We start from the raw sequence: 14,045 nt of genomic DNA, 5'->3' as shown, positions 1-14,045 counted from the left end.
AGCCGCCGCCTTTGAATGGTCAATCGCGCACGCCTCGTCGGACTATCGGGGCGACGGCCTCGTCGGCTTCGGCCGTTTCGCGCTCATGCTCCGGGGCGATGTTCGCATCCGGTGAGCCGGGACCGCAATCCGGCACGACCAGCACGCGCGTCGAAGTCTCGACGCTGACCGAACTTACGGTTGTGACGGTGGTGACCACCGTGCTTACCGTGGAATCTGGTGGGCTTTGCATCGACGACGCTATCCGCGGATAACGCGATCCATGATGCCCGCCAGGTTTTTCCGCACGCGGCGCAGGCCGGCGCATGAAACGGGACAGCTCCGTCAGCGCCAACTGATACACATCCCGCTTGAACTCGATCACACAGTCGAGCGGTACCCAATACTCGTTCCAACGCCACGCATCGAACTCAGGGTGGTCGGTGGCGCGCAAACAGATGTCGCAGTCGCGTCCTACCATCCGGAGCAAAAACCAGATTTGTTTCTGGCCGCGGTAATGACCGCGTACTTCGCGCTTGATGAACTTGTCAGGCACCTCATAACGCAACCAGTCGCGCGTGCGACCGATCACCTTGACGTGCTCAGGAAGCAGTCCGGTCTCTTCGTGTAACTCCCGATACATCGCTTGCACGGGGGTCTCGCCATATTTGATGCCCCCTTGCGGAAACTGCCAGGAATGTTCACGGAGCCGTTTGCCCCAAAACACCTCGTTGTGCGCGTTCAAGAGGATGATGCCGACGTTCGGGCGAAAGCCTTCACGATCCAGCATACAACCACCTTCGAATCCTTTAAAATTGCTTTGATTATAAACAGATAACGGACCCTACGCACCGAATCGCATGAGATTGCCGCGATTCGCCGCAACAGCCGTGTTTGCGGTAGCCTGTCGGTTTTCCGTGCCCGATCCCTTGCGAGAGGCTTTGCGCGGCGGTTTCGGCGCCGCACGGGGACAGGGTGCCGCCAGTCGGGGGAACCCCGCTGGCTTCGCCGCTGATCTGTGTCGATTTTCCCCATGTTTTCACCTTTTCTGGCGGTCCCACCGGAAGCCGCCGCTTTTGGACACCTTGAATGAAAGCTTCCCGTTTCTTTATCGGCACCCTCAAAGAAGCGCCCGCCGACGCCGAAATCATCAGCCACAAGCTCATGGTGCGCGCGGGCATGATCCGCCGCGTCGCGGGCGGTATCTATAACTACCTGCCGGTCGGCCTGCGTTCGATCCGCAAGGTGGAAGCGATCGTGCGCGAGGAAATGAACCGGGCTGGCGCCATCGAGCTGTTGATGCCGGCCGTGCAGCCGGCCGAACTGTGGCAGGAATCGGGCCGCTGGGAGAAGTACGGTCCCGAGCTGCTGCGCTTCAAGGACCGCCGCCAGGGCGACTTCGTGCTGGGTCCGACGCACGAGGAAGTCGTCACCGACATCGCGCGCAACCAGATCAAGAGCTATCGCCAGCTGCCGGTCAACTTCTATCAGATCCAGACGAAGTTCCGCGATGAGATCCGTCCGCGTTTCGGCGTGATGCGCGGCCGCGAGTTCATCATGAAAGACGCGTACTCGTTCGACAAGGACGCGGAGGGTCTGCGCGAGTCGTATCGCAAGATGTACGACGCGTACGTGCGCATCTTCACGCGCCTCGGCCTCGAGTTCCGTGCGGTGGCGGCGGACAACGGTTCGATCGGCGGCAGCGGCTCGCATGAGTTCCACGTGATCGCCGACACTGGCGAAGACGCGATTGCCTATTGCCCGAGTTCCGATTTCGCCGCGAACGTCGAGGCCGCCGACGCGTTGCCGCTGATCGCGCAACGCGCCGCGCCCGCCGAGGAATTGAAAAAGACCGCGACGCCCGGCAAGGCGAAGTGCGAGGCGGTCGCCGAACTGCTGAACATTCCGCTCGAGCGCACGATCAAGTCGGTCATTCTCGCCACCGAAAACGAAGGCGCCGAGCCGACCATCTGGCTGCTGATGCTGCGCGGCGACCACGACCTGAACGAGATCAAGGTCGGCAAGCTGCCCGGTCTCGCCGACTTCCGCATGGCGACCGAAGCCGAGATCATCGAGACGTTCGGCACGCCGCCGGGCTATCTCGGCCCGATCAACACGAAGAAGCCGGTCAAGGTAATCGCGGACAGCACGGTCGCGAACATGAGCGATTTCGTGGTCGGCTCGAACGAGGTCGACTATCACACCACCGGCGTGAACTGGGGCCGCGACCTGCCGGAGCCGGTCGTCGCCGACATCCGCAACGTGAAGAAGGGCGATCCGTCGCCGGACGGCAAGGGCGTGCTCGACATCTGCCGCGGCATCGAAGTGGGCCACGTGTTCCAGCTCGGCACCAAGTATTCCGAAGCGATGAACGCGACCTGCCTCGACGAAACCGGCAAGCCGCAGCCGATGGAAATGGGCTGTTACGGCATCGGCGTCACGCGTATTCTCGGCGCCGCGATCGAACAGAATTTCGACGACAAGGGCATCATCTGGCCGGAGTCGATCGCACCGTTCGAAGTCGTGCTGTGCCCGATGGGCTATGACCGCAGCGACGCGGTGCGTGAGCAGGCCGACAAGCTGTACGCGGAACTGGCCGCGGCCGGCATCGACGTGATCCTCGACGATCGCGGCGAGCGTCCGGGCGTGATGTTCGCCGACTGGGAGCTGATCGGCGTGCCGCATCGGCTGGTGATCGGCGACCGCGGGCTGAAGGACGGCAAGATCGAGTATCAGGGCCGCCGCGACGCCGAAGCGACGCTGCTGCCGGTCGCGGACGCCGCGCAGACCGTGATCGACAAAGTGCGCGCCGCGCTCGCGAACTAAGCGGAGCGGGCAGTGGAGTACACCTTCCTGTCCGCGACGGTGCTGCTGATCCTGATCACCGATCCGCTCGGCAACATCCCGATCTTCATTAGCTGTCTGCGCGGGGTGTCGCCGGAGCGCCGCACGGTCGTGATCCTGCGCGAGGTCGCGATCGCGTTTGCGATCCTGCTGGTGTTCATGGTGCTCGGGCAGAGCTTTCTGCGCATGATGAGCCTGAGTGACCAGTCGCTGCGGATCGGCGGCGGCATCGTGCTGTTTCTGATCGCGCTGCGCATGGTGTTTCCGCATCCGGATGGTCCATTCGGCGGCGACGCGCGCGGCGGCGAGCCGCTGATCGTGCCGCTCGCGATTCCGGCACTGGCGGGTCCGTCGGCATTGGCGACGGTCATGCTGCTGACTTCGCAGGCGCCGGGCCAGACGTTCGAGTGGGTCGGCGCGCTGACCGTCACGATGATCATCTGCGCGATCGTACTGATGCTCGCCGAGCGCATTCAGGCGTGGCTCGGTGAACGGGTGATGGCGGCGTTCGAGCGGCTGATGGGGCTCGTGCTCGTCGCGATTTCAGTCGAGATGATGCTCGGCGGCATTCGCTCTTTCGTGCACAAGCTTTGAACCGGAAACCGGTGCCCGAGCGGCCAGCGTTGCAGCCATAAAAAAAGCAGCCAGGCAGGCTGCTTTTTTTTCGCCGGGACGCGGATGCGCCGCTCACGCCCCCTCGGTCAACGCCCGAATGGTCGGCAGGTTGCGCCAGTAACCCTTCGCATCCATCCCGCAGCCGAACACGTACCGGTCCGGCACTTCGAAGCCGCAGTAATCGGGACGCAGCGGCTTCGCCTTTGGAATGATCTTCTCGCACAGCACCGCGGACAGGAAGCGCTTCGCACCCATCGCGAGGATGCGGTCGCGGATCGCCGCCATCGTCTCGCCTTCGTCGAGGATGTCGTCGAGCACGAGCACCACCCGATCCTTGACCGACTCGGCCGGCGCGACGCGCCATTGCATCTCGTTGCTGCCCTTCGTCGTATTGCGGTAGCGCGTCAGGTGGATGTAGTCGAATTCGAGCGGGAAATCGAGGTGCGGCAGCAACATGCCGGTGAACACCGCGGCGCCGCCCATCACCGACAGGACGAGCGGGAAGTCCTCGCTCATCTCGTCGCGGATGGCGGCCGCCATGCGGGCGATCGACGCAGTGACGTCCGAGGCCGAAACGATCTCTTCGGAATGTTGAAAAATCTGCAGGGCTTCTTCGCGGTTCATGACGTCTGACGGCCGATAACTGTATACATAGTGTGGGTGGCAACATCCCGAGGGACGTTCCCGCGAGGGACGACGCGATGCGCTACAGAATAAACCCGCACGATGCCGAAGTCAGCCGCGCCGCGCATCGGCGCGAGCGCGCGCCGGTCCCATCAAGCTTAGCGCATGCCGGGCATCATGCCCTTCATGCCGCGCATCATCTTCTGCAGGTTGCCGCCCTTGAGCTTCTTCATCATCGTGCGCATCTGTTCGTACTGGTTCAGCATGCGGTTGACTTCCTGTACCTGCACGCCCGCGCCCGCGGCGATGCGACGCTTGCGGGTCGCCTTGATCAACTCGGGTTTGGCGCGCTCGGTCGGCGTCATCGAGTTGATGATGCCTTCCATGCGGCGCATCTGCTTCTCGGCCTGACTCATGTCGGCGCCGGCTGCGGCCTGCTGGAACTGCGCGGGTAGCTTATCCATCAGCGACGACAAGCCGCCCATACCCTTCATTTGCGAGAGCTGCGCGCGGAAATCGTTGAGGTCGAAGTCGCCGCCTTTCTTGACCTTGTCGGCGAGCTTCTGCGCGGCCTGCACGTCGACGCCGCGCTGCGCTTCCTCGACGAGCGCGAGAATGTCGCCCATGCCGAGAATCCGGCTCGCCATGCGGTCGGGGTGGAAAACTTCGAGGCCGTCGAGCTTTTCGGCGACACCCACGAACTTGACTGGCTTGCCCGTCACATGACGCACCGACAGCGCCGCGCCGCCGCGCGAATCACCGTCGAGCTTGGTCAGTACCACACCGGTGAGCGGCAGCGCGTCGCTGAACGCCTTAGCGGTGTTGACCGCGTCCTGACCGAGCATCGCGTCGACGACGAACAGCGTTTCCGCCGGCTTCAGCTCGGCGTGCAGCGCGGCGATTTCGTTCATCATCGCTTCGTCGATACCGAGACGGCCGGCCGTGTCGACGAGCAGCACGTCGTGATAGTGGCGCTTGGCCCAGTCGACCGCGGCGCGCGCGATGTCGACCGGCTTCTGGTTCGGCTCCGACGGGAAGAAGTCCGCGCCGACCTGCTCGGTCACCGTTTTCAGCTGCGCGATAGCGGCGGGACGATAGACGTCGCACGAAACCGTCAGCACCTTCTTCTTGTACTTCTCGCGCAGCAGCTTCGCGAGCTTGCCGACCGTGGTCGTTTTACCGGCACCCTGCAGACCCGCCATCAGGATGATCGCGGGCGGCGTGACGGCGAGATTGAGCTCGGAGGCCTTGCCTTCGTAGTCACCGCCGATCACCGCGGTCAGCTCGCGCTGCACCACGCCGACGAGCGCCTGACCCGGCGACAGGCTGGAGATCACTTCCTCGCCAAGCGCCTTCTCCTTGACCTTCGCGATGAACTCGCGCACGACGGGCAGCGCCACGTCGGCCTCGAGCAGTGCGAGACGCACCTCGCGCAGCATTTCCTGGGTGTTCGCCTCGGTGAGCCGGGCTTCGCCGCGCAGCGTCTTGACGACGCGCGCCATCCGTTGAGTCAGATTGTCGAGCATGGGGAGCGATGAACGGTGGGGCCCGCGCAGCGCGCGAAGCGGAAGGCGTCGCGGGGAAGGGCCCTAGTGTAAACTTCGAATATGGATATTGTACTGTATGCCCTCACCGCGCTTCTCTACGGCGGCCTCGCCGTGGCCGGCTGGCGCTCGCACCGGCACGCGGCCGTGCGTCCGCTGCTCGAGAGCGTGCCGCCGCTGCCCGATCAAGCCGCCCACGCGGGCGCTCTGGTGGCCTCCGGCATGAGCGCGCCCGGGCGCGCGCTGTTATTCGTCGCGCTGCTCGCTCACGGCGTACTGCTGCATACCACGATCTTCCCGCAGAACGCGATGGTGTTCGGCTTCGCGTTCGCGCTGTCGGCGATGTTCTGGCTCGGTGCCGGCATCTACTGGATCGAAAGCTTCTTCTTCCCGCTCGACGGACTGCGCCTGCTGGTGTTGCCGCTCGCGTGCGCCGCGTCGCTGCTGCCGCTCGCGTTCGGCGGCGTGCGCGTGCTGCCGTATGCGGCCGCGCCGATGTTCAAGCTGCACTTCCTGATAGCGAACATCGCGTACGGTCTGTTCGCGATCGCCGCGTTACACGCCGTGCTGATGCTGGCGGTCGAGCGGCGTTTGCATTCGATGCGCGGCGCTCTCGCGCAGCGACACGCGTCGGCCGGCAACGGCTGGTGGTCGAGCTGGCTCGACACGCTGCCGCCGCTGCTCACGCTCGAGAAGCTGCTGTTTCGTCTGATCGGCGCCGGCTTCGTGCTGCTCACGCTGACGCTGCTGTCGGGCATCCTGTTCAGCGAGCAGCTGCTCGACCGCGCGTTGCGGCTCGATCACAAGACCGTGTTCGCGATTCTTTCGTGGGTGATGTTCGGCGCGCTACTGACCGCGCGCAAGGTGTCCGGCTGGCGCGGCCGAGCGGCATTGCGCTGGGTGCTGGCCTCGTTCGTCGCGTTGTTGCTCGCGTACGTCGGCAGCCGTTTCGTTTTAGAGGTGCTGTTGCACCGGCCTGTAGTGTGAGTGTCCCCATGCGACAAATCGTTTTGCTGATTCTGCTGTTCATCGTCGGTCAGTGGCTCGTTAAGGCGCTGCGCCGCCACGACGCGCAACGCACCGGCGCCCGCGGCGCCGACGGTGCCGGCGCCGCGAATGGCGGCGCGCGTTCTTCGAATGGACAACAGCCGCAGCTCGCCGAACCGATGATTCGCTGCGTCGAGTGCGGCGTGCACGCACCGAAGAGCGACTCGGTCAGCGTCGCGGGGCAGGCGTTCTGCTGCGCCGCGCACGCGCAGCGCCACGGCGCGCGTCCGAGCGGCCGCGACGCCCGATGAGCGACGTCTTCACCGTCGATGTCGACGGCTGGGTTCCCGCCGCACGCAAGCTCCCCTCGCCGAACTTCGAAGCGCGGCCGCAAGGCGCGGTGCCGACGCTGATCGTCGTTCACAACATCAGCCTGCCGCCGAACGAGTTCGGCGGCACCGCGATTGCCGAGCTGTTCCAGAACACGCTCGACTGCGACGCTCACCCGTACTACGACTCGCATCTGCGCGGCGTGCGTGTGTCCCCGCATTTCGTGATTCATCGCGACGGCGCGCTAGAGCAGTTCGTGTCCTGCAATGAGCGCGCATGGCACGCGGGACCGTCGAATTTTTTCGGCCGCGAGCGCTGCAATGACTTCTCGATCGGCATCGAACTGGAAGGCAGCGACACCACCGCCTTCGAAGCGGCGCAATACCGCACACTCGCCGCGCTCGTGATCGCACTGAAGGCGCGTTATCCGATCGACGCGCTTGCCGGACACTCCGACATCGCACCCGGTCGCAAGACCGATCCCGGTCCACATTTCGAGTGGCCGCGGCTGCAACGCGACACGTTGCTCGACGCTCGGTATTTCCCCTATCTCAAGTTTTCCGAAACGCGGTAATCCCCCTTCGCACGATCTTGCGTGATCCGCAGAGAACGAGGCGCAGCCTGCTTCTCCGCGGAGCTTATGCGCGTCGCGCGACGCAAAAGTCAAGACTTCGAACGCAAATAAAACGGTTTGACCTGTCTCGAATCTCCACTATACTTGGTGCCGACAACTGAGTTTCGCACTATATCTTGTGTTGTGCTGTGAATAACCATGTGCATAACCGAGTGAATAAGAGTGGATAAGTCTGCGGCGCCCCGCTCCCCGAGCACGGCGCCGCAAGCATTCCAGACAGCGAAAAAAATTCCTGGGGCGCAGCCGTTGGGGGATCTCCGGCCGCATCCAGAAGCATTCAGGAAAGGACCAGCCAGTGATCGCGACCGACCCGATGAAGACCGTCATCAAATCGAACCAGGCTTCCTCGCAGTTGCATCCCGCCAACCGGCGTAGCCGGCCTTCCTGCACCTCATCGCTCGCGCACGCGACGGCGCGGCGTTCGATTTAATCCGCGGCACCCGCCGCCATTTCCAAGACCAGGAGCTTTGCAAATGCAAACCACCGACAACGTGACGACCCGGTACGAGGGCTCACCGACTGGCCAGGCGTTCGGCCAGACTCAAGGCGCACAGTCGCTCGCGCCGCAAGCGAACTACGCCGACTACAAGGTGATCCGCCGCAACGGCACCGTGGTGTCGTTCGAGCCGTCGAAAATCGCGATCGCCGTGACGAAGGCGTTCCTCGCCGTCAACGGTGGTCAGGGCGCGGCGTCGGCACGGGTGCGCGAACTGGTCGAGCAACTCACGCAGAACGTGGTGCGCGCGCTGCTGCGCAGCCGTCCGAACGGCGGCACGTTCCATATCGAAGACATTCAGGATCAGGTCGAACTCGCGCTGATGCGCGGCGGCGAACACAACGTCGCGCGTGCTTACGTGCTGTATCGCGAGAAGCGCAACCAGGCGCGCGCGCATGACGACCACGCAGATGCCGCGAGCACGCCGGGCCTGAACGTGACCGACAACGGCATCACGCGTCCGCTGGACATGGCCGCGCTGCGCGGCATCATCGAGTCCGCGTGCGCGAACCTCGGCGACGCGGTGAGCGCCGAGCCGATCGTCGCGGAAACGGTGAAGAACCTGTACGACGGTGTGCCGATGAGCCAGGTATATGACTCGGCCATCCTCGCTGCCCGCACGATGATCGAAAAGGACCCGGCCTACAGCCAGGTCACCGCGCGCATCCTGCTGCACACGATCCGCCGCGAGATCCTCGAAGAAGAAGTCACGCAAGCCGAAATGGGCGAGCGCTACGCCGAGTACTTCCCGCAGTTCATCAAGCGCGGCGTGCAAGCCGAGCTGCTCGACGACAAGCTGCTGCAGTTCGACCTGAAGCGTCTCGGTGCCGCGCTCGACGCGAACCGCGACCTGCAATTCGGCTACCTCGGTCTGCAGACGCTGTATGACCGCTACTTCCTGCATCACGACAACGTCCGTATCGAAATGCCGCAGGCATTCTTTATGCGTGTCGCGATGGGTCTGTCGCTGAACGAGATCGACCGCGAAGCGCGCGCGATCGAGTTCTACAACGTGCTGTCGAGCTTCGACTTCATGAGCTCGACGCCGACGCTGTTCAACTCGGGCACGCGCCGCTCGCAGCTGTCGTCGTGCTACCTGACCACGGTCGACGACGACCTCGACGGCATCTACGAAGCGCTGAAGGAAAACGCGCTGCTGTCGAAGTTCGCTGGCGGTCTCGGCAACGACTGGACGCGTGTGCGCGCGCTCGGCTCGCACATCAAGGGCACCAACGGCAAGTCGCAGGGCGTGGTGCCGTTCCTGAAGGTCGTCAACGACACGGCGGTCGCGGTGAACCAGGGCGGCAAGCGCAAGGGCGCGGTGTGCGCGTACCTTGAATCGTGGCACCTCGACATCGAAGAATTCCTGGAGCTGCGCAAGAACACCGGCGACGACCGTCGTCGCACGCACGACATGAACACCGCGAACTGGATTCCCGACCTGTTCATGAAGCGCGTGATGGAAGGCGGCGACTGGACGCTGTTCTCGCCGTCCACCTGCCCGGATCTGCACGACAAGTTCGGCGCCGAGTTCGAAACGGCTTACACAGCTTACGAAGACAAGGTCGCGCGCGGCGAGATCAAGCTGTTCAAGAAGATCCCGGCGGCGCAGCTGTGGCGCAAGATGCTCGGCATGCTGTTCGAAACCGGCCATCCGTGGATCACGTTCAAGGACCCGTGCAACGTGCGCTCGCCGCAGCAGCACGTCGGCGTCGTCCACTCGTCGAACCTGTGCACGGAAATCACGCTGAATACGAGCGACGCCGAAATCGCCGTTTGTAACCTCGGCTCGGTGAACCTCGTCGCGCACCTGAAGGAACAGGCCGACGGCACGGTGGCGCTCGACCACGACAAGCTCAAGCGCACGATCAGCGTCGCGATGCGCATGCTCGACAACGTGATCGACATCAACTACTACGCGGTCGCCAAGGCGCGCAACTCGAACCTGAAGCACCGTCCGGTCGGCCTCGGCATCATGGGCTTCCAGGACTGCCTGCACGTGCTGCGCACGCCGTACGCGTCGCCCGAAGCGGTCGAGTTCGCCGATCGCTCGATGGAAGCGGTTTGCTACTACGCGTACTACGCGTCGACCGAGCTTGCCGAAGAGCGCGGCCGCTACTCGAGCTACCGCGGCTCGCTGTGGGATCGCGGCATCCTCCCGCAAGATTCGGTGGCGCTGCTCGCCGAAGCGCGCGGCGGTTATGTCGAGGTGGATTCGAGCGAGTCGATGGACTGGCCCGCGCTGCGCTCGCGCATCGCGACCTACGGCATGCGCAACTCGAACTGCGTGGCGATCGCGCCGACCGCGACGATCTCGAACATCATCGGCGTGTCGGCGTGCATCGAGCCGACCTATCAGAACCTGTACGTGAAGTCGAACCTGTCGGGCGAGTTCACGGTGGTCAACGACTACCTGGTGCGCGACCTGAAGGCGCGCGGCCTGTGGGACGAAGTGATGGTCGCCGACCTGAAGTACTTCGACGGCACGCTTTCGCGCATCGACCGCATCCCGGCCGACCTGCGCGCGATCTACGCGACCGCTTTCGAAGTCGATCCGGTGTGGCTCGTCGAGTCGGCCTCGCGTCGTCAGAAGTGGATCGACCAGGCGCAGTCGCTGAACATCTACATGGCGGGCGCATCGGGCAAGAAGCTCGACGAGATCTACAAGCTCGCATGGCTGCGCGGTTTGAAGACCACCTACTACCTGCGCACGATGGCGGCGACGCACGTCGAGAAATCGACGGTCGCGCACGGCGCGCTGAACGCGGTGAGCTCGGGTCATGACGGCTCGGGCGGCGCAGGCGGCGCGGCAGGCGGCTTCGGTGTGGGCGGCTCGACGGGTGGTGTGGCGGGCGGCGTGAACGGCGGCTTCCAGGCAGCGACTGCCGCGGTGGCAGTCGAAGCGGCACCCGAAGCGGATGGTCCGGTCTGCATGATGCGTCCTGGCGATCCCGGCTTCGACGAGTGCGAGGCTTGCCAGTAACTAGAGGCAAGCAGCGGGAGCGATGCTTGCTAACTGCACACGAGGGTCGTAGGTGGAGACCCGCAGGCGGCGAGCGACGCGCCCCGTTGATGAAGTAGAAGCAGGTCGATGAGCGGTGAGCGGTATCGAAGCCTCACCGCTCGTCGATGCAGAGAAGCAACACAGCAGTTGGCAACACCAGACGATCGCTCGACATGGCATCGCACCTCACCCGCCAACGCTGACGCAACATGCTCAACGCGGCTCACCGCCGACTCTCGCGATGAGCGATTCGCGCGGCATCGATCGGTCCATCGATCAGTCGGCGGATGCCGCGAGCGCACTGCGCAATACATATAGATAGAGCAACGAAACGTCGTGTCGAAACGTTGCTCTTCGAGTTCGCGAAGGACCTCGGCAACACATGTTCAACACGCGTTCATCACGCGTCACTCGATGCGTTACTGCATGAGTCGCACGAAGCGTGTCGAACAAAGTGTTGTATGAACGTAGCAACGCGAATCGAAAACAGGAATTTTCGCGAGTGAGCTCTTTTATCGCTCGTGAAAAGATGGTACAAACCGTTCTAAATTGATGGTGACATTTATGCTCAACTGGGATGACGAGATCACTGCCGTAACTCCCTCGAGCGCGACGCAACCGAACGTGTTGCGCAACGCTGCGGGGTCGGCTGTGGGTTCGCAAATCGGAACGCGTTCCGCTCCTCATGCTCCCTCCGCTCAAGAAGTCTTCGCGAACGACATCGCTGTCGCTCCCGTCGCTCATGCTGGCAACGCGGCGGCTGCTTCCGAAGCGCGCGTCAATGTCGCCGACAAGCGCATCATCAACGGCCAGACTGACGTCAATCAGCTGGTGCCGTTCAAGTACAAGTGGGCCTGGGAAAAGTATCTGGCGGGTTGTGCCAACCATTGGATGCCGCAGGAAGTGAACATGTCGCGCGACATCGCCCTGTGGAAAGACCCGAACGGGCTGACCGAAGACGAGCGCCGCATCGTCAAGCGCAACCTGGGCTTCTTCGTGACGGCCGACTCGCTCGCCGCCAACAACATCGTGCTGGGCACCTACCGCCACATCACGGCGCCCGAATGCCGCCAGTTCCTGCTGCGCCAGGCGTTCGAAGAGGCGATCCACACGCATGCTTACCAGTACATCGTCGAGTCGCTCGGTCTCGACGAGGGCGAAATCTTCAACGCGTATCACGAGGTCCCGTCGATCCGCGCGAAAGACGAATTCCTGATTCCGTACATCCACGTGCTGACCGACCCGGCCTTCAAGACCGGTACGCTCGAAGCAGACCAGACGCTGCTGCGCTCGCTGATCGTGTTCGCCTGTGTGATGGAAGGCCTGTTCTTCTACGTCGGCTTTACGCAAATCCTGGCGCTCGGCCGCCAGAACAAGATGACCGGCGCGGCGGAGCAGTACCAGTACATCCTGCGCGACGAGTCGATGCACTGCAACTTCGGCATCGACCTGATCAACCAGATCAAACTCGAAAACCCGCACCTGTGGACGGCTGAGTTTCGCGCCGAAATTCGCGCGATCTTCCAGCAGGCGGTCGAGCTCGAATACCGCTACGCCGAAGATACGATGCCGCGCGGCGTGCTCGGCCTCAACGCGTCGATGTTCAAGAGCTATCTGCGCTTCATCTGCAACCGTCGTTGCCAGCAGATCGGTCTCGATCCGCTGTACCCGAACGAGGAAAACCCGTTCCCGTGGATGAGCGAGATGATCGACCTGAAGAAAGAACGCAATTTCTTCGAGACGCGAGTGATCGAATATCAGACTGGCGGTGCGCTTTCCTGGGAGTGAGCCGGGATTCGCGTCGCGGATGGTTTCATTGATGGGGATGCCGCCGCCTGTGGCCGCGGCGCCCCGGGTTAGGAGCAGAACGGCCTGATGCAAAGCGTGCCCGGTGCCTTGACGGCCCACAAACATGACAGGCACTTTGCGGACCCTTCAGTGGGATGGGCAAACTTCCCCCCGGAAAAAGCCGCTGGCGTCGTTGCCGGCGGCCCGATCAAGCAATTGCCGGCGTCGCCTCGCGACGCCGACCAGATTTGGCGCGCGGTGCCTTGGGGCACGGCGCGCCTTACCGCATTCATTAGCGTAAGCGCGCCGCACCTGCGTACGCCGATGAATAGCCCGCTTCGTAGCGCGCGCCCTGAGAAGCGTCCGCGGGAAGCGGGTTTTGACGAAGGGTGTAGTTTGAACTGACCTCATCTGAAAACCTGAAGGAGAAAATGATGGCAACTGCAAAGAAAGCCGCGGCCAAGAAGACCGCAGCAAAGAAGACCGCAGCCAAGAAGGCTGCTCCGGCTAAGAAGGCTGCTCCGGCCAAGAAAGTCGCCGCGAAGAAGGTCGCAGTGAAGAAGGTCGCAGCGAAGAAGGTTGCAGCGAAGAAGGTCGCGGCGAAGAAGGCAGCACCGGCGAAGAAAGCCGCAGTGAAGAAGGTCGCGGCGAAGAAGGTCGCAGCCAAGAAGGTCGCGGCGAAGAAGGCAGCACCGGCGAAGAAAGCCGCGGTGAAGAAGGTCGCAGCGAAGAAGGTCGCAGCGAAGAAGGCAGCACCGGCGAAGAAGGCCGCAGCGAAGAAGGCAGCACCGGCGAAGAAGGCCGCGGCGAAGAAGACCGCTGCCAAGAAGGCCGCGCCTGCGAAAAAGGCTGCAGCCAAGAAAGCTGCACCTGCCAAGAAGGCTGCCGCGAAGAAGGCCGCCGCACCTGCGAAGAAGGCTGCGCCTGCGAAGAAGGCTGTCGCCAAGAAGGCCGCGCCTGCTCCCGCTGCGCCTGCTGTCTCGAGCGCACCGGCGGCGACGGTGAAGACCGCGCTGAACCCGGCAGCGGCATGGCCGTTCCCGACGGGCAGCCGTCCGTAAGCAGTAGCAGTAGCAGTAGCTGTACGTCGACGCATCGCACGATGTGTCGGATGACCGGGTCGTGCTCGAGCTGTTGCGAGCGCCACCCGGTCAATGTCCCGTTGCCGGTGTGCCGGTGGCGGGTTTTTTTTGCCCGTCG

General features: G+C 63.5%; 12 protein-coding genes. 9 read left to right on the top strand and 3 right to left on the bottom strand.

The genetic code is table 11. The features are described 5' to 3' along the window. Positions 1-19: 19 nt before the first annotated feature. Complete coding sequence (locus tag GCT19_RS16095) at positions 20-769, bottom strand: RNA pyrophosphohydrolase (RefSeq protein WP_013090586.1); 750 nt, start codon at positions 767-769, stop codon at positions 20-22. 299 nt (positions 770-1,068) lie between these two features. On the opposite strand from GCT19_RS16095, the gene GCT19_RS16085 reads away from it, so the two are divergent. Then, positions 1,069-2,805 carry a proline--tRNA ligase gene (locus tag GCT19_RS16085; protein WP_018437635.1) on the top strand — a complete coding sequence of 579 codons (1,737 nt, stop codon included), beginning with the start codon at positions 1,069-1,071 and terminating at the stop codon, positions 2,803-2,805. Positions 2,806-2,817: 12 nt separating this feature from the next. Beyond that, positions 2,818-3,417: a MarC family protein gene (locus GCT19_RS16080; protein WP_013090584.1), complete on the top strand. Its 600-nt coding sequence runs from the start codon at positions 2,818-2,820 to the stop codon at positions 3,415-3,417. A gap of 93 nt (positions 3,418-3,510) precedes the next feature. Here GCT19_RS16080 and GCT19_RS16075 read toward each other — a convergent pair whose 3' ends face one another. Together GCT19_RS16075 and ffh are read right to left on the bottom strand one after the other, a co-directional pair. Further along, entirely contained in the window at positions 3,511-4,062 is a 552-nt protein-coding gene (locus GCT19_RS16075; RefSeq protein ID WP_018437636.1) for a hypoxanthine-guanine phosphoribosyltransferase, read from the bottom strand. A 158-nt stretch (positions 4,063-4,220) separates the two neighbouring features. Further along, positions 4,221-5,588 (bottom strand): signal recognition particle protein, encoded by a 1,368-nt coding sequence (gene ffh, locus GCT19_RS16070; RefSeq protein ID WP_013090582.1) that lies wholly within the window; start codon positions 5,586-5,588, stop codon positions 4,221-4,223. 81 nt (positions 5,589-5,669) lie between these two features. On the opposite strand from ffh, the gene GCT19_RS16065 reads away from it, so the two are divergent. From GCT19_RS16065 to GCT19_RS16035, 7 genes are all read left to right on the top strand, one after another. Continuing rightward, positions 5,670-6,593, top strand: coding sequence for a cytochrome C assembly family protein (locus GCT19_RS16065; protein ID WP_152852493.1), 924 nt, complete (start codon positions 5,670-5,672; stop codon positions 6,591-6,593). A gap of 8 nt (positions 6,594-6,601) precedes the next feature. Then, entirely contained in the window at positions 6,602-6,904 is a 303-nt protein-coding gene (locus GCT19_RS16060; protein WP_018437638.1) for a PP0621 family protein, read from the top strand. Further along, the gene (gene ampD / locus GCT19_RS16055) at positions 6,901-7,497 is read left to right on the top strand and encodes a 1,6-anhydro-N-acetylmuramyl-L-alanine amidase AmpD (RefSeq protein ID WP_152852492.1); all 597 of its coding nucleotides are present in this window, start codon (positions 6,901-6,903) and stop codon (positions 7,495-7,497) included. Before GCT19_RS16060 ends, ampD begins: the two co-directional genes overlap by 4 nt. Before the next feature lie 533 nt (positions 7,498-8,030). Continuing rightward, complete coding sequence (locus GCT19_RS16050) at positions 8,031-11,036, top strand: ribonucleoside-diphosphate reductase subunit alpha (protein WP_152852491.1); 3,006 nt, start codon at positions 8,031-8,033, stop codon at positions 11,034-11,036. 585 nt (positions 11,037-11,621) lie between these two features. After that, positions 11,622-12,845, top strand: a complete 1,224-nt coding sequence (locus tag GCT19_RS16045; RefSeq protein ID WP_018437643.1) for a ribonucleotide-diphosphate reductase subunit beta — start codon at positions 11,622-11,624, stop codon at positions 12,843-12,845. Between the two features lie 87 nt (positions 12,846-12,932). Further along, positions 12,933-13,250: a hypothetical protein gene (locus GCT19_RS16040; RefSeq protein ID WP_013090576.1), complete on the top strand. Its 318-nt coding sequence runs from the start codon at positions 12,933-12,935 to the stop codon at positions 13,248-13,250. A 29-nt stretch (positions 13,251-13,279) separates the two neighbouring features. Next, complete coding sequence (locus tag GCT19_RS16035; protein ID WP_013090575.1) at positions 13,280-13,906, top strand: histone H1-like DNA-binding protein; 627 nt, start codon at positions 13,280-13,282, stop codon at positions 13,904-13,906. The last annotated feature ends 139 nt before the right edge of the window (positions 13,907-14,045 follow it).

The organism is Paraburkholderia atlantica (assembly GCF_009362785.1).
Lineage (GTDB): Bacteria > Pseudomonadota > Gammaproteobacteria > Burkholderiales > Burkholderiaceae > Paraburkholderia > Paraburkholderia atlantica.
The sequence above is the reverse complement of the archived record's forward strand: the minus strand, read 5'-3'. Positions and strand labels throughout refer to the sequence as shown.

Coding starts and splice junctions, on each gene's coding strand:
- GCT19_RS16095 (WP_013090586.1), bottom strand. CDS start 769: ATGCTGGATCGTGAAGGCTTTCGCCCGAACGTCGGCATCATCCTCTTG.
- GCT19_RS16085 (WP_018437635.1), top strand. CDS start 1,069: ATGAAAGCTTCCCGTTTCTTTATCGGCACCCTCAAAGAAGCGCCCGCC.
- GCT19_RS16075 (WP_018437636.1), bottom strand. CDS start 4,062: ATGAACCGCGAAGAAGCCCTGCAGATTTTTCAACATTCCGAAGAGATC.
- ffh (WP_013090582.1), bottom strand. CDS start 5,588: ATGCTCGACAATCTGACTCAACGGATGGCGCGCGTCGTCAAGACGCTG.
- GCT19_RS16065 (WP_152852493.1), top strand. CDS start 5,670: ATGGATATTGTACTGTATGCCCTCACCGCGCTTCTCTACGGCGGCCTC.
- GCT19_RS16060 (WP_018437638.1), top strand. CDS start 6,602: ATGCGACAAATCGTTTTGCTGATTCTGCTGTTCATCGTCGGTCAGTGG.
- ampD (WP_152852492.1), top strand. CDS start 6,901: ATGAGCGACGTCTTCACCGTCGATGTCGACGGCTGGGTTCCCGCCGCA.
- GCT19_RS16050 (WP_152852491.1), top strand. CDS start 8,031: ATGCAAACCACCGACAACGTGACGACCCGGTACGAGGGCTCACCGACT.
- GCT19_RS16045 (WP_018437643.1), top strand. CDS start 11,622: ATGCTCAACTGGGATGACGAGATCACTGCCGTAACTCCCTCGAGCGCG.
- GCT19_RS16040 (WP_013090576.1), top strand. CDS start 12,933: ATGCAAAGCGTGCCCGGTGCCTTGACGGCCCACAAACATGACAGGCAC.
- GCT19_RS16035 (WP_013090575.1), top strand. CDS start 13,280: ATGGCAACTGCAAAGAAAGCCGCGGCCAAGAAGACCGCAGCAAAGAAG.